This window comes from Halosimplex rarum, from assembly GCF_047715405.1.
GTDB lineage: Archaea > Halobacteriota > Halobacteria > Halobacteriales > Haloarculaceae > Halosimplex > Halosimplex rarum.
On record NZ_CP180412.1, the window covers coordinates 2,321,525 to 2,343,118 of the forward strand.

22 protein-coding genes and 2 tRNA genes are annotated in these 21,594 nt (G+C 68.8%); 12 read left to right on the plus strand and 12 right to left on the minus strand.

All coding sequences use genetic code 11. The annotated features are described in order from the left end of the window. The first annotated feature begins 20 nt into the window (after nt 1-20). Nucleotides 21-278 carry a hypothetical protein gene (locus ACMGFH_RS11115; protein ID WP_415378502.1) on the plus strand — a complete coding sequence of 86 codons (258 nt, stop codon included), beginning with the start codon at nt 21-23 and terminating at the stop codon, nt 276-278. A 606-nt stretch (nt 279-884) separates the two neighbouring features. After that, nucleotides 885-1,061 carry a hypothetical protein gene (locus ACMGFH_RS11120; RefSeq protein ID WP_415378503.1) on the plus strand — a complete coding sequence of 59 codons (177 nt, stop codon included), beginning with the start codon at nt 885-887 and terminating at the stop codon, nt 1,059-1,061. A 118-nt stretch (nt 1,062-1,179) separates the two neighbouring features. On the opposite strand, the gene ACMGFH_RS11125 is transcribed toward ACMGFH_RS11120, so the two are convergent. After that, on the minus strand, nt 1,180-1,743 hold the full coding sequence (locus ACMGFH_RS11125; protein WP_415378505.1) for a hypothetical protein: 564 nt from the start codon (nt 1,741-1,743) through the stop codon (nt 1,180-1,182). Between the two features lie 159 nt (nt 1,744-1,902). On the opposite strand from ACMGFH_RS11125, the gene ACMGFH_RS11130 reads away from it, so the two are divergent. Beyond that, complete coding sequence (locus ACMGFH_RS11130) at nt 1,903-2,952, plus strand: glycoside hydrolase family 88/105 protein (RefSeq protein ID WP_415378506.1); 1,050 nt, start codon at nt 1,903-1,905, stop codon at nt 2,950-2,952. A gap of 579 nt (nt 2,953-3,531) precedes the next feature. On the opposite strand, the gene aroE is transcribed toward ACMGFH_RS11130, so the two are convergent. Further along, nucleotides 3,532-4,332 carry a shikimate dehydrogenase gene (aroE, locus tag ACMGFH_RS11135; RefSeq protein ID WP_415378508.1) on the minus strand — a complete coding sequence of 267 codons (801 nt, stop codon included), beginning with the start codon at nt 4,330-4,332 and terminating at the stop codon, nt 3,532-3,534. Between the two features lie 237 nt (nt 4,333-4,569). Between aroE and ACMGFH_RS11140 the strand changes: the two genes are divergently transcribed. Beyond that, complete coding sequence (locus ACMGFH_RS11140) at nt 4,570-5,253, plus strand: SOUL family heme-binding protein (protein WP_415378510.1); 684 nt, start codon at nt 4,570-4,572, stop codon at nt 5,251-5,253. A gap of 31 nt (nt 5,254-5,284) precedes the next feature. On the opposite strand, the gene ACMGFH_RS11145 is transcribed toward ACMGFH_RS11140, so the two are convergent. Both ACMGFH_RS11145 and ACMGFH_RS11150 read right to left on the minus strand, forming a co-directional pair. Further along, nucleotides 5,285-5,359, minus strand: a tRNA-Val gene (locus tag ACMGFH_RS11145). Nucleotides 5,360-5,414: 55 nt separating this feature from the next. Beyond that, nucleotides 5,415-5,660 (minus strand): hypothetical protein, encoded by a 246-nt coding sequence (locus ACMGFH_RS11150; RefSeq protein WP_415378512.1) that lies wholly within the window; start codon nt 5,658-5,660, stop codon nt 5,415-5,417. 233 nt (nt 5,661-5,893) lie between these two features. On the opposite strand from ACMGFH_RS11150, the gene ACMGFH_RS11155 reads away from it, so the two are divergent. Next, nucleotides 5,894-6,844, plus strand: a complete 951-nt coding sequence (locus tag ACMGFH_RS11155; RefSeq protein WP_415378514.1) for an MBL fold metallo-hydrolase — start codon at nt 5,894-5,896, stop codon at nt 6,842-6,844. Nucleotides 6,845-6,886: 42 nt separating this feature from the next. On the opposite strand, the gene ACMGFH_RS11160 is transcribed toward ACMGFH_RS11155, so the two are convergent. Then, nucleotides 6,887-7,423, minus strand: coding sequence for a cob(I)yrinic acid a,c-diamide adenosyltransferase (locus ACMGFH_RS11160; protein WP_415378516.1), 537 nt, complete (start codon nt 7,421-7,423; stop codon nt 6,887-6,889). Nucleotides 7,424-7,561: 138 nt separating this feature from the next. Here ACMGFH_RS11160 and ACMGFH_RS11165 point away from each other — a divergent pair, with 138 nt between their 5' ends. Next, nucleotides 7,562-7,735 carry a hypothetical protein gene (locus tag ACMGFH_RS11165; protein WP_415378518.1) on the plus strand — a complete coding sequence of 58 codons (174 nt, stop codon included), beginning with the start codon at nt 7,562-7,564 and terminating at the stop codon, nt 7,733-7,735. 68 nt (nt 7,736-7,803) lie between these two features. Here ACMGFH_RS11165 and ACMGFH_RS11170 read toward each other — a convergent pair whose 3' ends face one another. From ACMGFH_RS11170 to ACMGFH_RS11185, 4 genes are all read right to left on the minus strand, one after another. Next, nucleotides 7,804-10,911 carry a PAS domain S-box protein gene (locus ACMGFH_RS11170; RefSeq protein WP_415378519.1) on the minus strand — a complete coding sequence of 1,036 codons (3,108 nt, stop codon included), beginning with the start codon at nt 10,909-10,911 and terminating at the stop codon, nt 7,804-7,806. A gap of 112 nt (nt 10,912-11,023) precedes the next feature. Next, a complete protein-coding gene (gene gcvPB / locus ACMGFH_RS11175) occupies nt 11,024-12,511 on the minus strand; it encodes an aminomethyl-transferring glycine dehydrogenase subunit GcvPB (RefSeq protein WP_415378521.1) in 1,488 nt (495 codons plus the stop codon). Nucleotide 12,512: 1 nt separating this feature from the next. Then, nucleotides 12,513-13,901: a glycine dehydrogenase gene (locus ACMGFH_RS11180; protein ID WP_415378522.1), complete on the minus strand. Its 1,389-nt coding sequence runs from the start codon at nt 13,899-13,901 to the stop codon at nt 12,513-12,515. Nucleotides 13,902-14,051: 150 nt separating this feature from the next. After that, a complete protein-coding gene (locus ACMGFH_RS11185; RefSeq protein ID WP_415378524.1) occupies nt 14,052-14,360 on the minus strand; it encodes an Hsp20/alpha crystallin family protein in 309 nt (102 codons plus the stop codon). Between the two features lie 181 nt (nt 14,361-14,541). On the opposite strand from ACMGFH_RS11185, the gene ACMGFH_RS11190 reads away from it, so the two are divergent. The 4 genes from ACMGFH_RS11190 (at nt 14,542) to ACMGFH_RS11205 (ending at nt 18,024) form a co-directional block, all read left to right on the plus strand. Then, the gene (locus ACMGFH_RS11190) at nt 14,542-15,207 is read left to right on the plus strand and encodes a TetR/AcrR family transcriptional regulator (RefSeq protein WP_415378526.1); all 666 of its coding nucleotides are present in this window, start codon (nt 14,542-14,544) and stop codon (nt 15,205-15,207) included. Continuing rightward, complete coding sequence (locus ACMGFH_RS11195) at nt 15,207-16,793, plus strand: MATE family efflux transporter (protein WP_415378528.1); 1,587 nt, start codon at nt 15,207-15,209, stop codon at nt 16,791-16,793. The genes ACMGFH_RS11190 and ACMGFH_RS11195 overlap by 1 nt, the downstream gene beginning before the upstream one ends. A gap of 89 nt (nt 16,794-16,882) precedes the next feature. Continuing rightward, nucleotides 16,883-17,269 (plus strand): hypothetical protein, encoded by a 387-nt coding sequence (locus ACMGFH_RS11200; protein ID WP_415378529.1) that lies wholly within the window; start codon nt 16,883-16,885, stop codon nt 17,267-17,269. Nucleotides 17,270-17,355: 86 nt separating this feature from the next. After that, nucleotides 17,356-18,024 carry a DNA methyltransferase gene (locus tag ACMGFH_RS11205; RefSeq protein ID WP_415378530.1) on the plus strand — a complete coding sequence of 223 codons (669 nt, stop codon included), beginning with the start codon at nt 17,356-17,358 and terminating at the stop codon, nt 18,022-18,024. A gap of 46 nt (nt 18,025-18,070) precedes the next feature. Here the strand turns inward: ACMGFH_RS11205 and ACMGFH_RS11210 are convergent. Both ACMGFH_RS11210 and ACMGFH_RS11215 read right to left on the minus strand, forming a co-directional pair. After that, nucleotides 18,071-18,142, minus strand: a tRNA-Thr gene (locus ACMGFH_RS11210). Between the two features lie 96 nt (nt 18,143-18,238). Next, nucleotides 18,239-19,042, minus strand: a complete 804-nt coding sequence (locus tag ACMGFH_RS11215; protein WP_415378531.1) for a hypothetical protein — start codon at nt 19,040-19,042, stop codon at nt 18,239-18,241. A gap of 128 nt (nt 19,043-19,170) precedes the next feature. On the opposite strand from ACMGFH_RS11215, the gene ACMGFH_RS11220 reads away from it, so the two are divergent. Together ACMGFH_RS11220 and ACMGFH_RS11225 are read left to right on the plus strand one after the other, a co-directional pair. Beyond that, nucleotides 19,171-19,851 (plus strand): enoyl-CoA hydratase/isomerase family protein, encoded by a 681-nt coding sequence (locus tag ACMGFH_RS11220; protein WP_415378532.1) that lies wholly within the window; start codon nt 19,171-19,173, stop codon nt 19,849-19,851. 157 nt (nt 19,852-20,008) lie between these two features. Next, nucleotides 20,009-20,719 carry a DUF3105 domain-containing protein gene (locus ACMGFH_RS11225; RefSeq protein ID WP_415378533.1) on the plus strand — a complete coding sequence of 237 codons (711 nt, stop codon included), beginning with the start codon at nt 20,009-20,011 and terminating at the stop codon, nt 20,717-20,719. Nucleotides 20,720-20,753: 34 nt separating this feature from the next. Here the strand turns inward: ACMGFH_RS11225 and ACMGFH_RS11230 are convergent, their stop codons facing one another. Further along, nucleotides 20,754-21,587, minus strand: a complete 834-nt coding sequence (locus ACMGFH_RS11230) for an NAD+ synthase (RefSeq protein ID WP_415378534.1) — start codon at nt 21,585-21,587, stop codon at nt 20,754-20,756. Nucleotides 21,588-21,594 lie beyond the last annotated feature (7 nt).

Here is a 21,594-nt window from a genome sequence, read left to right on the forward strand (position 1 = left end):
CGGACGGTCCCTCGGTTGACGTGCGGTCGGCGCGCGCCCTCCACCCGGCGCTTGCCGTCCGCGTGCCCGACAACCCCACCCGCGACCCGACCCCCGACAGTGCCGCGCTGTCGGTGCCAGGCTGGCCCGTCTCCGACGGGGCAGTCGCCATCTTCACGCGGCCGGGCCTGTCACCCGCGGGCTCGGCCGATCGTTTTCGCGACGCGACGCTCCCGCCATCGGTGAGTTTCGCCGCCCCCGGAGTCGTCGTCCACGGCTCCCTGTACACCCACGAGTGATTCACAGCGAACCGTCGCGCTCCCGGTCATCGTCAGCGCCTGCTTTGCCGGGCTCGGCGGCATCGTGTTCCCGATCTTGTCGGACCGCGTCGCGGTCCCTGGCTTTTCGTCCGTCTCCGTAACGTGTGCCATGTTATCGCATCTCGGACGATCCCGCTTGGTCGGCGGCGTCTACGCCCACACGGGTCGCGCGAACCCCGAGACGGCGCGCCTCTCGGACGGCAACGTGACATCAGAGAATACAGATTTGAGTCTAGATGAGTCTCGATTTACATAGACATTATGTTAGGACTACCCCCTCGATCGAAGCTTACGAACGAAAAGCGGCACTAGGAGCGATATACTCCTCTGAGAAGGGGATCAGATCGTCGATTTTTGAGGCTCGATCGGTGATCTCGGATCGTGCTATCGATCGAGTGATTTCGGCTTCGTCAGCACATACATGCTGTTTGAATCAGGTTACTTCGACATCCGACCTAGCGCAGAGCGTTCATGATATAATATTTCCATATTTTTTCTTTGTATACATTGGAAAAAACAGGACGATCGTTCTCACGGTCGGATGGAGATCGAGTCGGTTATCCGTGGCCATCGGTGAGAGTGGATGTGACCTCCACTGACTCCGACGACCCGGCCGCGCCGGGCCCTCTGACGACAGACGCCTATCACGTCACCGTCGACGGCGGCCGCGATTCCTTCTTCGCCCTGAGCATCGAACGTGAGGACAGCGAGACCGCGTGGCTGATGTCCGACACCGTCGTCGCGCTCGACGAGATGCGGTGACCCGCCGCCCGACGTCCCGCTCCTTCTCGACACCACCGGCTTTGTTTCGCCGCGCCCGACTCACAGTCGCCTCCGAGCGTCGCCAATCCGACGGTTTGGCCGAAGCGCGTCTCCCGATTCAGTACCGCGAGAAGTTCTCGTCGGGATAGACTCGGCCGTCCGCGACGTCGACCACGTCGAGGGTCGCCAGCCGGTGCAGTCGCCGAACGGCGTCGTCCTCGTCGACGCCCAGTTCCACCGCGCGCTCGATCACCCGGTCTCTGGTCGGGACCGACTCGATCAATCCGTCGTCGTCGCTGACGGTCTCCTCGGCGACGATCGCCTTCAGTACCGCGCCGTGCTCGCGCTTGGAGGGCGTCTGCCTGTCGCCCGTCCACTCGACGCTCAACGACCCGTCGTCGTTGACGTGCGAGACGACGAATCCGCCCGGCAGCGACTCGGTCAGCGCGGCGACCAGCGCCGCCCGGTCCAGTCGCGCGGTGAACCGATGGCGGTGGCCGTCTCGGGAGCGCTCGGCGTGCCTGACGTTCACGCCTACGTCCGTCACCGCCGCGCCGACGTGCTCGGCCAACCGGTCGCCGACGTCTCCGGCGATCTCGTCGCGTTCGCGCGCTCGTTCGGCCGCTTCCTCCGCGGTGGTCTCGTACTCGCGCATCCGTTCGTGGAGCGGGTCGTCAGACATAGGCCCTCCACTCGACGCCAGCGAATTACGTGTTCCGGCCGTTTCGAGCGATGGGCCGCTCTCGACTCCCCCTCCGCTCTATCCCCACTCCGACCCCCCATCCCCGCTCCCGCGACCGATCCCCTCGCTCTTAAGATAGGGCCGGTCGCATGGGGGAGTATGCCCACGCAGCGCACACTGGAGGAGTTGCTGCCGACGGTCGCCGACTACACGCTCGGACTGGACTTCGAGGAGTTCATCCAGGGCGAGCGGCCGATGGTCATCCGCGGCCTGCTCGCGACCGACGACGACGAACACACCGAGATCGCCGAGGAGTACCTCGACAAGGCGGTCCGCTCGCAGTCGACGAAGGGCCAGCTGGCCTACGGCTCCATCGACGTCGTCCCCGAGTGGGACGAACACCGGATCTTCCGCCCGGTCCCGGACGCCGGCGCGTTCGGCTACCTCGTCCTCGAAGCCTACGAGGACGACGGCCCCGAGTACTTCCTCGACGCTGCCCGGCGGCAGTTCGAGTACCTCCACGAGGACGCCCCCCGCAGCGAAGCGGGCGGCATCTCCCACCACATCGACGACATCGAGCTGTGGATCGACGCCGTCTACATGATGTGCCCGTTCATGGCCCGCTACGGCCAGCTCACGGACACGCCCGAGGCCGTCGAAGAGGCCGTCGACCAGATCATCGTCCACCACGACCACCTCGTCGACCCCAAGTCCGACCTCTATCGGCACATCTGGCGCGAGACGCCCGACAGCTACCCCGACGGCTCGCTGTGGCTGCGCGGCAACGGGTGGATGGCCAACGGCATCCTCGACACGCTGGAGTACGTCCCCGAGGACCACCCCGAGCGGGATCGGTTGGAGGAGATCGTCACCGACCACCTCCTGAGCATGGCCGAGTACCAGGACCGCAGCGGGTTCTGGCACCACCTCATCGACGACACGTCGATGTACCTCGAAACGTCCGGCACGATGCAGTACGCCTACGCCTTCACCGAGGCCGTCGAGCGCGGCCTGCTCGACGAGGAGTACCGCGAGGTCGCCGAGCGGGCGATGAGCGCCGCGAAGACTGCAGTGACCTCGGACGGCGCCGTTCAGCGTAACGCCGCGATGCCCGGCGGGCCGGAGGCCCCCCAGGCCGTCAACCTCTACGGTCAGGGCTGGTTCCTGATCTCCGGGACGCGACTGCGCGAGTCCGGAATGGGCGACTGATCACCGGCTGCGCGGTTTTCGGGCAGTCGTCTCGTTCTGTCTGACGTGCGAACTGAGTGGTTGTTTCTATGGGTTTGGTTGTGGAATGAAGCCGAGTCGGAGCGACCGCAGCCAACAGCAGGCGTTGAAAGCCCTCGGCGCGCTCGCGGTCGCTGAGCGGGATATCCTCGCTGCGCTCGGATAGGGCCCGCGCAGACGACTACATGAACGCGAGCACACCTCGCCCTTTCAGTCCACCAGGAACCTTGACCGCACAGCACCGCGCCTCACACCTCCCCAGCCGATTCGCTCCCTGCGGTCGCTCATCCCTCGCACGGTGCTGTCGCGAGACAAGACTCGCGACAGCGCGCGCCACAGCAATTGTTCACCCTCCGGGCTATACTGAGCATCCGCGCCGAGCGAAGCGAGGCGCGGTTCACCGGTCGCAAGGGAGCGAAGCGACCACCGCGATCGGCCTTTTTCACCCATGTTTTTGGCTAGCGAGGGACCTTCGGTCCCTCGGACCATGCGAACGGGCGCGAAGCGCCCGTGAGCAGACGGGGGGTCGCGCGCGGCGCGGCCCCCCGGCGAAATAGATGGTTAGAGGTGACTCCGGAGCGCCTCGTTCATCACGTCGACGGGCGCGTCCTCGCCCGTCCACGTCTCGAAGGCGTCGACGCCCTGGAACAGCAGCATCCACGCGCCGTCGATCGTCTGGGCGCCGGCCGCGGCGGCGTCGCCGAGGAACCGTGTTTCGAGCGGTTTGTACACCGCGTCGAAGGCCACGCAGTCGCCGTGCCAGGCGTCGGCGGGCGCGACCGACTCGTCGGACTCCAGACCGACGCTGGTGGCGTTGGCGACGACGTCCGCCTCGGCCATCAGGTCGGGGAGTTCGTCGAGGCCGTGACCCGTCGCGCCGGGCACGTCCTCGGCGAGGTCGTGGGCCTTCGACTCGGTTCGATTGGTGACCGCCACGTCGGCGCCGGCCTCCTCGAACCCGAACGCGAGCGCGCGGGCAGCGCCGCCCGCACCGACCACCACGGCGTTGGTTCCGTCGAGTTCCACGTCGTGGTGCTCGAACGCCCGAAGCGTGCCGGTCATGTCGGTGTTGTACCCGATCGGGCCGTCGTCGGTGAAGTCGATGGTGTTGACCGCACCGACGCGCTCGACCGACTCCTCGGGGTCGACGAACTCGTAGGCGTCGTGCTTGAACGGCAGCGTGACCGTCAGGCCGTCGATACCCAGCGCCTCGGCGCCGCGGAACGCCTCCTCGATTCGGTCGGGGTCGGCCTCGAAGGTGACGAATCTGGCGTCGATCCCCAGGTGGTCGAAAGCGGCCTGGTGCAACGGCGGCGATAGCGAGTGTTCGACGGGATTCCCGATGATACCGTAAACGTCCATACGCGTGTGCTCGCCGGGGTGGGTAAAAAATGATCACGGTTCGGTCCCCCTGAGTGACCGGACGACGTACCCCGTCTCTCGACGGAGATACCAGACGCGGACCGGGCCACCAGCGAGAGCGACGTCCAGGGAGCGCGTGGTCGTCCAGATACGTCGCCCGCAACCTCCGCCTGCCGCGCCGTCAGAAGCGAGGCGGTGCGGGACAGGACCTATTGAGTCACGCGCCCTACGGTACGTATGGTCCGCAAATCGGCAGTCATCGCAGGTGCGGTAGGGGGCATCGCGGCGGCCGTGGGGGGCTGGACGCTCTACCAGCGGCGGACGACCGAGACCGTTCCTTACACCGTCGTCGCCCGTCTCGGCGACGTCGAACTCCGCCGCTATCCGGAACTCGTCCTCGCCGAGACGGTCGCCCCGTCCGAGAACGAAGCGTTCGGCCGACTGTTCCGGTACATCTCCGGTGAGAACGACGGTGGCGACGACCTCGAGATGACCGCACCGGTCGAAGTGACCGACCCCGGAACGAAGCTAGCGATGACCGCACCGGTCGAGGTAGCGCGGCCCACACCGGCGCGCTCGACGACGGCGGTCGAACCCGGCGCGGGCCGCGCCGAGAGCGGCGTCCGGATGGCGTTTTATCTCCCGCCGGAGTACGACCTCGACTCGGCCCCGAGTCCGAGTGACGACGTCGTCGACCTGGTCTCCGTCCCGGAGCGGACGCTCGCGGTCCGACGGTTCTCCTGGCGGCCCACCGACGACCGCGTCGACCGTGAAACAGACCGGCTGCTCGAAACGCTCGACGAGGCCGGCGTCCCCCTCGACGGTGAGCCGTTCTTCATGGGCTACGACGCCCCCTGGACGCTCCCCCCGCTCAGGCGCAACGAGGTGGCCGTCCAGATCGAATCGAGCGACCGGTCGTGACCAGTCGCTCGTCGGGTCGCGTCGTCAGAAGTGGGTTGGCCAGGAGTTGAACCTGGGGCCTGCTCCGTGTGAAGGAGCCGTCATAACCGGACTAGACCACCAACCCGGACACTCGGCGATAATCCGCCGCCCACCTTAAGAATTGCTTTCCGTCGGGACGCCTACCGAGAGCCGACGCGTCCGCGATACGACCCGACCGTCGCGCTGACCTGGTCGAAGCGGTCTCGCCACTCGCGCTCGACTTTCGTCCGGATCCGTCCGATCCGCCCCGGTTCGGGCTCCTTCTCCCGTCCGGTCAGCTCGCGGACCTTCGCCTCGGCGGGCGCGACCTCCTCGGTCACGCCCTTGCTGGCCGCTCGGACCGCCCGCTTCAGGTAGTACAGGGTGTCTTCGAAGTGCCTGTTCATATCTGTCCTCACGTCGGCAACAGAGATATCCTTTGCCCCATACCACCGCAACGCTTATTTCCTTTTAGGTAAACCTAAAATATGTCGGCGCGCGGTCGACCGTCCGGCCGCCGCCGTCTGTCTGTCCCAAACGCCGCCACGTCCGCACACGACGGTGGGCATCGCCGTGTGCCGACGGTTTTCGGTCCGAGAGACCCGCCACTCACTTACTGTCCCAACCGGTATCGGGAGACATGTTCGAACAGGTTCCCGTGCCGACGCCGTTCCAGGTCGGCCCCGTGAACGCCTACCTCGCCGAACGGACGCTCGTCGACCCGGGCCCCGACAGCGACGAGGCCTGGTCGCGCCTCACCGACGCGCTGGCCGAGCGCGACCTCGCACCCGCGGATATCGAACGAGTGCTCATCACCCATCCCCACCCCGACCACTTCGGGCTGGCCAGCCGGTTCCGGGATCTCGGCGCGTCGACCGTCGCCCACCCCGACGCCGCGGCGATCATGGCCGACTTCCCCGGCCGACTCGACGCCGAGCAGGCCTACTTCAGCGACTTCTTCGTCCGCTGCGGCATGGCGCCTTCGACGGCCGAGACCGTCACCGAACTCCCGGAGGCGTTCGTCCATTATGCCCCCAGCGTGGGCGTCGACCGCCAGGTCGGCGCCGGCGACACGGTCACGGTCGACGGCAGGGAACTCCGCGTCGACGACCTCGTCGGCCACGCGAGCGGCGAAGTGCTCTTCGCGTTCGACGGACAGGCCGGATGGGAGGCTATCGTCGGCGACAACGTCCTCGCGGAGATCACCCCGAACCCCTTCCTCCAGCCGCCGCCGGAACCTGGCGCGGAGCGCCCCCGGGTACTCCCGGCGTACAACGACTCCCTCGCGGTCCTGCGCGACGCGGGTTACGACCGACTGCACCCCGGCCACCGGGGCCTGATCGACGACCCGCCCGAACGTATCGACGACATCCTCGCCGAGCACGACGAGCGCACCGAGCGCGTGGCCGGCATGCTCGACGAGCCGACGACGCCCGTCGCGGTGATGAACGAGCTGTTCGGCGACCTCCCCGTGACCGAACAGTTTCCCGGGATGAGCGAAGCCGTGGGCCACCTCGACGTGCTCGAAGCGGCCGGACGCGTGACTGTCCGGGAAACCGACGACGCCATCCTCTACGAGCGCGACGAGTGAGCGAGTCGAGCGGGCGATCGCGTAAACGCTGCTGTGGAGCGCTCAGTACGAGGGCGCTTCCTCGCGGACGCCTTCGCGTTTGTTCACGACGCGGGCGAGCGTGAACAGCAGGTCCGAGAGGCGGTTGAGGTAAACGAGTGCCGCCTCGTTGACGCCGTCCTCGGCCTCGGCGAAGGCGACCGCGCGCCGTTCGGCTCGCCGGCAGACCGCGCGCGCCTGATGGAGTTTCGCGCCGGGCTCGGAGCCGCTCGGCAGGATGAAGTTCTCCAGCGGCTCCAGTTCCTGGTCGAAGTCGTCGATGCTGGCTTCGAGGCGCTCGACGTGTTCCTCGCGGACCCGAGGGTCGCCCTCGTCGGGGTCCGGGTTGGCGAAGTCGGCCTGGGCGACGTGGAGGTGGTTCTGCACCTCGCGCAGGAGGTCGTCGACGTCCTCGTGGCCGGTCGGGCGGACGACGCCGACCAGCGCGTTCACCTCGTCGACGGTCCCGTAGGCCTCGATTCGGGGGTTCGCCTTCGAGACGCGGGACATATCCCGCAGGTCGGTCAGCCCCTCGTCGCCGCGGCCGGTGTAGATCTTCATACGCACCGCTCGGACTGCCAGGGACTTAAACACGGAGCCGAACCGGTGAGCGGCCGAAAGCCGGGGCGGCGACGAGCCCGGCGCGTCGGCCGGCGAAAGATCAGCACGTTAAATTAGCGCCGTGCAGAAGGCGGAGACATGAGCGAGGTCCTGAAGCTCGAATGTCCGGTCTGTGAGACCGAGCGTGAGTTCTTCCAGGCGGCGAGCATGAACGTCCACATCGGAAAGAAAGTCAAGTGGCACTGCTGGGAGTGCGACTACGGGTTCGTGCGCATCGACGAGACCGTCGACACGAGCAAAGCCACGGCCTGATTCCGGCCAACTCGTTTTCGATCCGTCGTGACTCGATAGCATCGCGTCCCTCGGACGGGTCCCGTCGCTCACTCGTCGGCGGCCGTCAGCGAGAGCACGACCGCCGATCCTCCCAGATCGCTCTCCTCGAACCGCAGGCGGCCACCGCAGGAGTCGCACACCCAGCGGACGACCCACAGGCCGAGGCCGCTGGCGTGTTCCAGCTGGGTGATCTCGGTCGAGTCGTCGACGACCGCCCGTTCGTACTCGGGGATCCCGGGGCCGTCGTCGGCCACGCAGAGCGCGACTCGCCCGTCGTCGCGGCCGGACTCGACGGCGACGCGGACTCGACCGCCGCCGTACTCGGCGCTGTTCTCGAGCAGTTCTCGGAGCGCGAGTTCGATCCGGGCGTCGCCGACGACGGTCGCGTCGTCGACGTCGGTCGCGATCCGCAGGTCGGGGTACTCCTCGCGATACTCCGCAACTACGCCGTCGACGACGTCGCCGATCCCGACGGTCCCGTCGCGGAGGGACCCCTCGCGCATGGTCCGGTCGAGCGAGCGAGCGCGCTCGCTGAGCGAGGCGACGTCGGCGGCGGTCTCCGTGAGCGTCGCCGCCCATTCGTCGACCGTCTCGTCGTCGACCCGTCCGGCGATCATCTCGGCGTACCCCATCACGACGTTCAGGTCGTTGCGGAGGTTGTGTCTGAGAACGCGGTTTAACACCTGGAGGCGCCGCTCGCGCTCCTTCTGGTCGGTGATATCGGTGTAGATACCGAAGCTGTTGACGCCGTCCTCGCCCGTCTCGTAGGGGACGCCCCGGAAGAGGAAGTCGCGGTAGCCGTCCGCGGCCTCGCGGCGGACCTCGCGCTGGACGACCTCGCCGTCGGCCGCCTCCCGATCCAGTTGCCGGCCGCTCTCGCGCTCGTCGGCCGGCAGGATGTAGTCGTTGATCGGTTCGTCCGCGATCGTCGCGGGGTCGTAGCCGAAGACGTCCGCGAAGGCGTCGTTGACGGTAGTGACGACAGGCTCGGAGTCACCCTCGTGCGACGCCTCGACCACGGCGTCCGGCAGGTTGTCGAAGAGGTACGTGAACCGGTCGCGCTGGGTCTCGAGCTGTTCGCGCGTCTCGACGAGTTCGCTCCGGTCGCGGACGACGCCGACGGTCCCCGCGAACGCCTCGTCGGCGGGGAGCAGTGACACCTCCAGTTCGGCCGGGAGCGCCTCGCCGTCGCCCCGCCGGAGCGGCGTCTGGACGAGACTGCTTTCGACGCCTCCGTCCCGGACGTCCGCGACGGCCGCCTCCAGCGCCTCGCCGTCCCCGACGACCGACGCGACCGGCCGCCCGACGAGGTCCGCGCGCTCGACGCCGAGCCACGCGGCCAGGGGCTCGGTCACGAGGGAGAACCGGCCGGACTCGTCGGCGACGTACACCATGTCCTGGACGTTCTCGAGCACCGTCCGGTACTGGACGAGTTCGTCCTCGTAGGCCACGCGGTCGAAGGCGACCGCCGCGTTCGAGGCGAGGATCTCCGCGAGCGACCGGTCCAGGTCGCCGAGGGGGTCGTCGTCGGTCGCGCCGATGCTGACGACGCCGTGGTCGCCGAGCGGGACGTACAGCGCCTGTGAGAGGGTTTCGGGGACCCCATCGGGCCGAGTCTCGAAGTCCGCGGGCGCGGAGAGCGTCTCACCGCGCTCGAACGCGCGTCCCGGTCCGCCCTCGCCGACCGCGTAAACCGGCCGATTCGCGACCGAGGCTCCTTCGGCTCCGGCCCCGGCCACGGGTTCGAGCCGCTCTCGCTCCGGGTCGTAGATCCGGACGGCGGTGAGATCGTAGCCGAGCGTCTCGGCCACCGCATCGGCGACGATCTCGGCGACCCGCTCGCTACTGTGGGCGCCCAGCAGCGCCCGCGAGGTGTCCAGCAGTTCGGCGAACCGCTCGCGGGATTCCCGGAGCTCCCGCTCGCGCTCCTTCCGGTCCGTGACGTCGCGGATGACCCCCGCAGTCCCCTCGAAGCGCCCCTCCTCGTCGGTCAGCATCGTCATGTGGTCCTCCGCGTCGATAGGCTCGCCGGATCGCGGCTGGAGCGGGAGCTCGAACGTCGTCTCGACGGCGTTGCCGTGGACGAGTTCGCGGAGCTTGTTCTCCGCGAGCTGGACCGTCGGTTCGTCCTTGATCACCGAGGTGTGCTCGCCGAGCAACGCCTCGCGGTCGTACCCGGTCAGGTCGAGGAGCGCGTCGTTGACGACCTCGAAGTGCCCCTCGTCGTCGAGCGCGTAGACGCCGTCGTCCACGGCCTCGATGATCGACTCGTAGCGTTCGAGCTCCCGTGTCCGCTCGCGCCGATCAGTCACGTCGCGTATCACGCCGGCGAGACCGGCGAAGTCGCCGTCCTCGGTGACGAGCGTCGCGTGATCCTCCGCCGGGAACGGCTCGCCGTCCTTCGGGACGATCGTCGTCGAGACCGTCACCGCGGACTGCTCGCCCCAGACCAGTTCGTCGACTGCGTCGAGCGCGGTTTCGAGGGAGTCGTCGTCGAGTATCAGGTCCGAGTCCGCGCCGACGAGTTCGTCCGGTGCGTAGCCGGTCATGTCGGCAAGCGACTCGTTGACCACGACGAACCGCCCCTGCCGATCGAGGACGTAGACGCCGTCTTCGACGGCATCGAGCGCTGTCGCCGTCTCCTCGATCCCGACGTCGAAGTCCGCCTCTCGGGAGGCCAGGTCGGCCGCGCCGTCGGTGCGGTCCTCGGTGTCGTCGACGGTCCCCCCGTCCGCCGTCTCTGTCCGCGGTTCGTCGGGGAGATGCGCGAGCACCCGTTCGGTGAGCGACTCGTCGGCGGCCGACCCGGGGTGGTACTCGGTGATCCCCAGCCGGGTCGCGGCCGCCGCGAGCTCGCCGTCCGGTCGCGACGACGCCAGCACGACCGGGCCGTCGTAGCCGAACTCGCGGACGGTCTCGACGGCGTCGAGCGGGCCGATCCCCGAACTCGCTTCCGTCGAGTCCGTCCGGCCGTCGGATCCCTGCTCGCGCCCGTCGGGTTCGACGGCGACGACGCAGCCGAGGTCGAACGCCCCGAGGTTCGAGAGGGTCTCGCGTCTCGTCGTGGCTCGTTCGAGACGCCACTCCGTCGTTTCGAGCGCTTCGATCCACCCCGGGTCGATCCGTCCCCCGACGACGAGTACCCTCGGTCCCATTCGTGAACGGAGACAAGGGAATTCCCGTATATAGCGGCTTCCCCCCGATTATCGAATCCTGAATCGTTGACCCCGAGCGACGGCGAGTCCGCGGGGGCCGGGCCGCGACCGACTACTCGTCGAGCGCGTGCCAGGACAGGCGCGGTTCCCGCGCGGCGCTCACCTGATCGATCCGCCGGGCCGCGGTCCGCTCGGGCGCGGCTTCCAGCGTCGCGTCGTCCTCTGCCGCGACGGCGTTGAAGGCCGCCGCGAGGTCGTCGAGCGAGCCGCGCGTCTCGGCCTCCGTCGGCTCGGTCATCAGCGCCTCGTCGACGATCTCCGGCCACTTCGTCGTCGGCGGGTGGACGCCGTAATCGAGCATCCGCTTGGCCGCGTCGGCGGCGTCCTGGTCGCCCGCGCTCGCGACGAACTCGTGGTGGAAGGGCCCGTAGGGAACCTCGTAGTCGATCTGGCTCGCCAGGTAGTTGGCGTTCAGGACGGCCTTCGCGCTCGCGTCGGTGAGCCCCGCGTCGCCCAGGCGCGCGATGTACGCGTACGCCCGGACGAGGACGAGCCAGTTGCCCGAAAAGCCGTGGACCTTGCCGATGGACTGTTCGGGTTCGTAGCGCTCGTAGCCGCTGTCGTCGCCCTGCTGGCGGACGTGGGGGGTCGGCAGGAACGGCGCCAGTTCGTCGACGACGCCGACCGGCCCGGCACCGGGACCGCCGCCGCCGTGGGGCGTCGCGAACGTCTTGTGGACGTTGTAGTGCATCACGTCGAAGCCCATGTCGCCCGGTCGGGCCCGCCCGAGCAGGGCGTTGAGGTTCGCGCCGTCGTAGTAGAGCAGCCCGCCGGCGTCGTGGACGATCTCGGCGATGCGCTCGATGTCACGCTCGAACAGGCCGAGCGTGTTCGGGTTGGTGAGCATCAGCGCCGCGGTGTCCTCGCCGACCGCGGCCTCCAGCGCGTCGAGGTCGACCCGGCCGTCGTCGGCGCTGGGGAGTTCGACCACGTCGAAGCCCGACATCGCCGCAGTCGCGAAGTTCGTCCCGTGGGCGCTGTCGGGGATAACGACCTCCGAGCGCTCGTCGCCGTTGGCCTCGTGGTAGGCGGCGGCGATCCGGATGCCGGCGAACTCCCCCGCCGCACCGGCCGGCGGCTGGAGCGTCACCGCGTCCATCCCGCCGATTCGCCCGAGGTAGTCCTGCAGTTTCGCCTGCAGTTCGAGGGTGCCCTGGACGCTCCGACCCGAGCGGTCCGGGTGGACCGCGGCGTCGGGCAGCGCGGCGACCCGCTCGGTGAACTTCGGATTGTACTTCATCGTGCACGATCCCAGCGGGAACGGTCCGCTGTCGACGCCGTAGTTCATCTGCGAGAGGCGAGCGTAGTGGCGGGCGAGTTCCGGCTCCGCCAGCCCCGGCAGTTCCAGCGAGTCGCGGGTCAGGTCGTCAGGGAGGGGCGAGTCGTCGCCGATCTCGACCTTCGTCGAGTCCTTCTCCGACAGGAGAGGTTCGTACTCGCCGTCGTCGGTCCAGCGGGCCTGGTCGTACAGCGTGCCCGCCTCGGGCGCGTGGTCCGCGGCGCCGTCGACATCCTCGATATCTCCCGGATCGTCGCTCATCTCAGGCCACCTCCTCCACCGCCTCGACGAAGCGGTCGATCGCGGGCTCGTTGGCGTCGGTGACGCACACCTGGACGCGGTGGTCGCCGACGACGTGGACGGCGAACCCCTCGGCTTCGAGGTCGCTCGCCACCGCGGACGCGGGCTGGTCGGTGCGGGCCTGGAACTCGCGGAAGTGATAGCGGTCGTGGACCGGCGCGGCGATCCCCGACACGTCGTCGAGCCGGGCCGCGAGGTCCTCGGCCAGTCGCACGCAGTCCTCGGCGAGGTCGACGAGCCCGTCCGGGCCGAGCGTGGCGGCGTGGATGGCCGCCCGGAGCGCCAGCAGCGCCTGGTTCGTGCAGATGTTGCTCGTCGCCCGCTCCTTGCGGATGTGCTGTTCGCGCGTCTGGAGCGTCAGCGTGAACGCCCGCCGGCCCGTGGCGTCTCGCGGGTCGCCCCGCTCCCCGCTCGACCCGTCCGTGCCACTTCGCGGCACGCGTTCCTCGCTGACGCCGACGAGCCGACCGGGAACCTGCCGGAGGTACTCCTCGCGCGTCGCGAAGATGCCCATCCCCATGCCGTATGCGGTCCCGATCCCCAGGGAACTCGCCTCGCCCACGACAACGTCCGCACCGACGTCGGCCGGTCGCTCCAGCAGCGCGAGCGCGACCGGGTCGGAGCCGAGGACGAACAGCGCGTCGTGGCCGTCGGCGAGGTCGCCGACGGCACCGAGCGACTCCTCGATGGCCCCGCTGACGGTCGGATTCTCGGCGTAGACCATCGCCGCCTCGTCGTCGAGAGCGTCGGCGAGGCCGTCTACGTCGACGTTGCCGTCCTCGGTCGGGTAGGTCTCGACCGACAGGTCGGGGCCGTCCGCGTACTGCTCCAGGACCGCGCGCTTGCCCTCGCGCAACTGGTCGGGAACGAGGACCCGGTCGCCGGAGACCGAACGGACGCGCTGTGAGAGCGTCGCGGCCTCGCCGAGCGCGGAGGCGGCGTCGTACATCGAGCAGTTCGCCACGTCCAGCCCCGTCAGTTCGACCAGCATCGACTGGTACTCGAACAGCGCCTGCAGGAACCCCTGGGCGACCTCGGGCTGGTACTGCGTGTAGGACGTGAGAAACTCCTGGCGGCTCGCCAGGTCGTCGACCAGCGCCGGGACGTAGTGGTCGTAGTGACCCCGGCCCATGAACTCGGTCAGGTCGTCGTTGCGCCCGAGCGTCCGCTCGGTCTGCCGGCGGACGGTCCGCTCGCTGCGCGCTTCGATACCGAACTCGCCGTCGAAGCGGACCGACTCGGGGATGTCGAACAGGTCCTCCTCGCTGTCGGCGCCGACGGCCGCTAGCATCGCCTCGGTGTCGGCCGCGTCCTGAGGCGCGTACGGGCTCCCGCGCGTCCGCCGTGTCATTGTGGTCCCTCGCGTGTCATAGTGAGCTCCCCTCGGGAGTGATGGGCGACCCTATCGGCCCCTCGCACATGAGCCTCCCGTTCCGAGTGCGCCCAGACCGGCCGAACTGAGAGTGGGAAGGAGACGGCCGACAACGCCCGAGGAAGTCGTCTACTCGCCGACCTCGATCCGGGTCCCGGGCCGGGAATCGCCGTCGGCGACCGGGAGTCGAACGTGCAGCACGTCGTCGCGATAGGTGGCCGAGATGGACTCGTCGTCCACCGAGCGGGGGACCGAGACGTCGTGATTGTACACGCGCGTCTCCCCGTCCTCGGTCCGGTGCTCCGCGGAGACGTGGAGGCGCCCGTCGTGCCAGCGGAGGTCGACGTCCTCCCGGTCGTAGCCGGGGAGGTCGACGTACACCTCGTAGGCCCCCTCGTCTCTGAACAGTTCGACCTCGTGGTCCGGGTGGTGTGTCATGAGTGGGTCCCGTTCGGACCGTGGGGCGCGAGCCATTTGAATCGCCGCGCCGAACCCCCAGCGCGCTCGGCTGCGGGGCTGAACGCGGGGCGCTACGATCCCGCCGCGACCGTGGTACGACTTGACTAACGGGTCAGTCAGTCCGGAATCTTTTTGACTGACCGGTCAGTTAACCACATCAATGAGCGGAGAGACGGAGAGCGCCGCGGCGGCCGCTTCGGACACGTCGGAGGCCATCATGGAGGCCACTTACAGCGCGCTCTGCAAACACGGCTATGCGGATCTGACGATGCAAAACATCGCCGACGAATCTGACAAGAGCAAGGCGTCTCTGCACTACCACTTCGACACGAAAGAGGAGCTCCTGCTCGCCTTTCTCGACCACCTCTACGAGTCGTTCACCGCAGAGTTCGCGACGACCGAGGGCGCCCACGCCGTCGACCGGCTGATCACCTTCGTCGACGAGGTGCTCTGCAAGTCCGACGTAGAAGGCGCGGAGGAGTTCCAGACGGCGCTGATGGAGATCAAGGCCCAGGGCCCCTACGTCGAGACCTACCGGGAGGAACTGGAGCGGATCGACGCGTTCGTCCGCGACCGGGTGCGCGAGATCGTCGCCGACGGGATCGAAGAGGGGCTCGTCCGCGACGACGTTGACCCCGACGACACCGCGGCGTTCGTCGCGACGCTCGTCGATGGGGTCAACACCCGCCGCGTCGCGATCGGCGAGACCGACGGGAGCACCCGGAACATCTTCGTCGCCTACGTGCGCGAGAACCTCGTCGCACCGGGCGCCGACGTCGCCGTCGACGGCGAGACGCTCGGCGCGGTCTCGGAGGGTGAGGACTGATGCCCGGCGACCGCGTCGGCCGGCTCGTTCGCGCCGTCCGCGAACGGGTGAACGTGGTGTTCAAGAGCCGCGACGAGTTCGACCTGACCTCGGGGGGGATCGCCAGGCCGCTCTTCTACCTCTCGATCCCCATCGTCGTCACCAACCTCCTCCAGACGATGTACAACCTGGTGGACACCATCTGGCTCGGCCGCTACAGCACGGAGGCGCTGGCGGCCATCAGCTTCGCGTTCCCCGTCGTCTTCTTCCTCATCTCCCTGGGGCTCGGCGTCTCTATCGCCGGGAGCATCCTCGTCGCGCAGAACATCGGCGCCGACGACGAGCGCCAGGCGGAGTTCGCCGCTTCCCAGACCGTCACCTTCGCCATCATCGCGTCGCTGATACTGGGGACCGTCGGCTACTTCATCGTCGGCGACATCCTCCAGCTGCTCGGCGCGTCCGACGACGTCCTGCCCGGCGCGACGGCGTACCTGGAGATCATCTCCATCGGGATGGTGTTCATGTTCGCCTTCTTCGTGTTCATGTCGCTGATGCGCGGGTACGGCGACACGATCACGCCGATGCTGGTCATGTTCGTCACCGTCGTCGTCAACATGGTGCTGGACCCGTTCTTCATCTTCGGCTGGGGGCCGTTCCCAGAACTCGGCGTCGAGGGCGCCGCCTACGCGACCGTCTTCTCGCGAGCGCTCGCGACCGTCATCGGCCTCGGCATCATGTTCCAGGGGACTCGCGGCGTCAAGATCCGTCTCGAAGACATGAAGCCGGACCTCTCGTACCTGCGGAAGCTCCTCCGCATCGGCGTCCCGGCCTCCATCGAGGGGACCGGCAACGCCATCGCCGTCAACCTCATGCTCGTCATCGTCAGCGCGTTCCCGACCGTCGTGGTCGCCGCCTACGGCGTCGGCGTCCGGATGTTCTCGGTCATCTTCCTGCCCGCCATCGCGGTCGGCCGCGGCGTCGAGACGATGTCCGGCCAGAACATCGGCGCGAAAGAGCAAGAGCGCGCCGCGTCGGCCACGCACTTCGCCGCCCGCGCGATGTTCGTCGTCCTCGCCGCCGTCGGCGTGCTCACCTGGCTCGGCGCCGGCAACATCGTCGCCATCTTCTCCGACGACCCCGAGGTGGTCGAGGTCGGACGCCTCTTCCTCCGCTACGTCGCGCCCACCTTCGGTTTCACCGGGATCTTCCACTCCTACAAGGGCGGATTCCGCGGCGCCGGCCAGACGATGACCGCCGCGCTCATCTCCATCGGCATGCTCGGCGCTATCCGCCTCCCCGTCGCGCTCTTCGCCTCCCAGTCGCTCGCCTACGAGGGGTCGTGGGTCGCCGGCCTCGTCGGCGCCATCCCGTTCGACCCCGTCGCCGCCCTCGTTCGCGCGCCCATCGAGGCCGTCGCCGTCTTCGAGATGGGCTACGAGGGCATCTGGCTCGCCTTCGCCGTCTCGAACGTCTGCGGCGCCGCGCTGGCGTTCGCCTGGTACATGCGCGGCACCTGGCGCGACGCCGACCTCACCGAGGACACACCCGGAGTCGGCGCCGCCGGCGCCGGAACCGACGCCGACGCCGAGCCGACGACCGACGACTGACAGTTCGGCCCGCGGTTTCCGTTCGCGGCCCCGGCCTGCGCGCGAGAAGTTAAAAGGGATCCCGCCCTATCCCCCGGCGAGGCGACCACATGACGGCGCGCGACCCTTCGTTCGCGATCCCGGGCCGACCCGAGCGTACGTATCCCCGGAGCGGCGGCGTCGAGTACGAGGGCGAGACCGTCTTCGCCCTGACGCCCGACGCCGACCGCTCGGACGGCGACCTCGACGCACTCGTCGCCGACGTCCTCGAATCCGGCCCGTACCGCTCGGGCGACTTCATGGAGCTCCCGATGCCGCTGTACCTCGTCCGCGACGAGGAGACCACCGACGTGTTCCGCGTCACGGTGCGCAACTGCGCGATCCAGTTGCACGTACTCCCGGAGACCGAATCGGTCGGGCTGCGCCGTTTCTACGACCGGCTCTGCGAACGCTCCGAGTGCGAGTGGTCAGTCGTCTGCCGGACGGACTTCGGGTGAAGTCGTCGCTCACTCCGTGAGACTCCGGCGAACGGACAGCGACCGCCCGTCATAAGTTCTATCACGGCGTTGGGCAAGTTCGAGCTATGGCGACCTACCTCTCGTTCGAGTACGCGCACACCGACGACCTACCGGACGATGAGGACGGCGAGTTCCGGACGCCCGACGCCCTCGTCGAACACTTCCTGCGGGAGTTCACCGAGGAAGGCGACCGGGTGATCGACGTCTTCGCCGGTTACGGCACGACCCTCAAAGTCGCCGAGCGCCTCGACAGGGTCCCGTACGGTATCGAGTTCGACCCCGACCGCGCCGCCCACGTGAAAGACCAGATCGACGACCCCGACAACGTCCGACAGGGCGATGTCCTCGAGCTGGACGCGTCGTGGTTCCCGACCTGCGACTACTGTTTCACCTCGCCGCCGTTCATGGAGCGGACCGACGACCGCAACCCCTTCGAGAACTACGCCGGCGAGAGTACCTACGAGAAGTATCTGGACGACATCGAAGCCGCGTTCAGCCGTCTCGACACCGTTCTGGCTCCGGGCGCTCGCGTCGTCGTCGACGTCGCGAACATGAAATACGAAGGTCGAGTGACAACGCTGGCGTGGGACGTCGCCGAGCGCGTCGCGAACGTCTTCCACTTCGACGGCGAGGTCGTCGTCACCTGGGAGGGCCGCGACGACCCTGGCGACGGCCAGTTCGGATACGGTTACGACCACTCGTATTGCCTCGTGTTCGCGAAATCCGAAGCGTGACCGGACGTCGGAGAGCTGTCGCTCGTCGGTGTGAGTTCGCGAGAAGAGCCTAGGCCGGGATTTGAACCCGGGCTCTCGTCCTTACCAAGGACGCGCTTTACCTCTAAGCTACCCAGGCGCCATCCGTCAGTTGCCGCGATTCGTCTTTAGGCGTTTCGATTCTTTCGCCGGCGTGCGGGCTTGCCACATGGTAGACGGCGCCGGGACCATCGGCTCAGAACCGCTCGGCGAGCGCCGCCGGCGTCGCGTCGGAGAACAGGCCCTCGGCCAGGGGAAGCGCGCCCTCGGTTCGAGCCATCTCACCGACGTGGGCCCGCAGATCCGCGGTGGCCTCGCCGCCGGCCGCGGCCGCACCGGCGACCGCGGCGAGTTCGAACACGTCGACCTCCAGGTTGCCGTCGAAGGTCTCGTCGCCGGTGGTCCGGCGGCGCGTCTGGTCGCCGCCGAACGACCGGACGACCGCGACGGCCTCCGCCGCGGCCTCGGTGCGCGCGAGCAGGTAGAACCCCCGAGCGACCATCACGTCGGCGACGAGGATGTCCATGTCGGCGGCGTCGGCCTCGGTGGTCGCCACCGGATCAGCTGGGTCCGCTGGGACGCCGTCCGCGTCGGAGAGCGTCACGTCTCCGCCGTCGGTCCACTCGCGGTGCTCGGTCCCCGACGAGCCGCCGTTCACGCCGTTCTCGGGGACGCCGTCGGCGAGTTCGTCGCTCCGCGGACCCGCCGTCGCGCCGTCGCGCTCCCAGGGCGGGTCCTGCGAGAGCGTCCGCGTGAGTCGCAGGCCCTCGTAGATGAGTTGGACGCCCGCGCCGCGCTCGGCGACGGCGTCCAGCGATATCGAGGTCGCGTCGCCCTCCGGCGCTCGGCTCGCGGCGGCGCGGGCGCTGAGGACCGTCAGCACGCCCGGTGCCATCGACCCGTCTTCGAGGCGTTCGCGGATGCGCTCGCGGAGGCGGTCGGGCTCGACGTCGCCGACCGCGTCCGTCGCGGCCACGCGGACCGCCGCGGCTTCCTCCATTGGCGTCGGCTAGCGGGGGGAAGGGCAAAGACCTTTGGAAACGACTTACCGAACGACACCTATGCCGACGCCTGCGACGGTACACTCGCCGTTCCCGACCGATCGCCGTGCCATCGCGGGGTCCCGCGGTGATCGAAACCGCGACCGACGGCGGCGTGCGCGTGGTGACGCTCGACCGACCGGACCGCCGGAACGCCCTCACGCCCGCGGCGCTCGACGCCCTCGAAGCGGCCGTCGCGGGCGCCGATGTACCGGTCGTGTTCCTCCGCGGCGCGGGCTCGGCGTTCTGCGCCGGCGCGGACCTGGACGCCGTCGCCGCCCTCGACGGCCGTGACGCAGCCGCGGCGTTCGCTCGGCGCGGCCAGGAAGTGGCGTCGACCATCGCCGACGCCGACGCCGTCGTGGTCGCGGGGATCGACGGACCGGCGCGGGGCGGCGGCGTCGAACTGGCGTTGGCCTGTGACGTGCGCGTCGCGACGCCGGAGGCGACCTTCGCCGAGACCGGTGCGACCATCGGCCTGTTCGGCGCCTGGGGCGGTACGGCCCGACTGCCCGCGGTCGTGGGCCTCGGTGAAGCGATGGACCTGGCCCTCTCCGGACGAGTCCTCGACGCCGACGAAGCGCTCCGGACGGGGCTCGTCTCCCGCATCGTCGACGACCCGCGGGCGGTCGCCGCGGAGATCGCCGCCAACGACCCCGAAGCGCTGCGCGTCATCAAAAACCGACTGCGGGACGACGCCGAACGGGGCGTCCAGGAGCGCCGCGAGGCCGAGGCGTTCGCCGACCTGCACGCGGACTTCGAGCGGTAGCGGGCGGATCGGGTGCCACCGTCACGGGACTCTCGGTCGGCACCGAACTCTCGGCCGGCATCGAATTCTCGGCCGGCGCGGAGTCGTCGGCGGTCGGCCGTTCTGTCACCCCGAGAACCGAAACCGTTGAAAGCGCAGCCGACTCAGTGAGTGTATAATGCCGGATTGCGACTACTGCGGGGCGACGTTCGACGGGGAGGAGGCCTACCTGGACCACCTCGCCGCGGAACACGAGGGGGAACTGCGGTCGATCGACCAGCGGCGCGTCGCGGACCGCGAACCGGATTCCGAGGGCGGCTTCCCGCTCGGACCGGCCGTGCTGGTCGGACTCCTGGTGTTCTCCGGCGCGCTCGTCGTCTACGTCACCTTCCTGATGGGCGGATCCGGGGGGACCGCGTCGGCGAGCGGACTCCCCGACAGCGGCGCCGACTCGGTGATCTCCCAGGTCGAGACCGAGGAGTCGACCGGGCGGAACCACGAGCAGCAGGGGACCGAGATCGACTACCAGACGGTCCCGCCGACGAGCGGAGACCACTACGGCGGCACCTGGGAGAGCGCCGGGTTCTACACCGAACAGAAAGCGTACGAGTCGCTCGTCCACTCGCTCGAACACGGCGCGGTCGTCGTCTACTACGACCCGGCCGAAATTTCGGCCGGCGGCGAGGAGGGGCTGCGCGGCTGGGCGAGCAACCAGACCGGCCAGTGGCGGAGCTTCATCGCCGTCCCCAACCCGGAGGACGACCCCGAAGCGACGTACGTCCTGACCGCCTGGGAGAAGCGCCTGACGATGAACGAGTACGACGCCGGCACGGTCCGCGCGTTCGCCGCCGAGTACATCGGCCGCGGCCCGGAGAACCCGGTACGGTAACGCACGACCCGTCCCCCACTCCGTTTTCTGCCGCTCAGTGCAGCCGGTCGGGACCCGGCGGCGCCCGTCGCTTGTGCTCGCTCGCCTCGTAGAGCCCACGAACCGTTTCGATCGTCTCGGCGTCGACCCCGATCTCGTTCGCCGTCGCGGAGGTCGACAGCGGGCCGTCGACGTGGAGCGCGAGGATCGAATCGAGCGTGTCGTAGGCCATCCCGAGTTCGCCCTCGTCGGTCTGGCCTTCCCAGAGCTCGGCACTGGACTCCTTGCCTGCCAGGTCGTCCGGGACGCCGACGTGCCGGGCGAGCTGGCGGACCTGCTGTTTGTAGAGGTTGGCGATGGGGTGGCAGTCGACGGCGCCGTCGCCGTACTTCGTGAAGTACCCGACGAGCGCCTCGCTGCGGTTGCCCGTCCCGACGACCAGCCCGCCCTCGTGGTTGGCGACGAGGTAGTTCAGGACGCCGCGGACCCGCGCCCGGAGGTTCCCCGTCGCGGTCGTGTCCTCGGCGGCGTCGGGGTAGGCGTCGAGGAAGGAGTCGACGAGCGGGTTGATCCCGACTACGTCGTACTCCACGTCCAGCAGTTCGCTCGCCACGCGTTCGGCGTCGCTCATGTTCTCGTCGCGGTTGACCTCGCTTGGCTGGACGAGCGCGTGGACGTTCTCGGCGCCGACGGCTTCGACGAGGAGGTGCGAGGTGAGCGTGCTGTCGATGCCGCCGGAGAGGCCGATGATAGCCTGGTCGGCCCCCGCGGCCTCGTACTGGGATTCGATGAAGTCGGTGATGTGCTCGCGGTGGGCGTCGAGTTCCGCTTTCGAGAGGCGCAGGTCGATCGGGTCGTCCGCGCGGGCGATGGACTCGGTCGCAGTCATGGCAGGC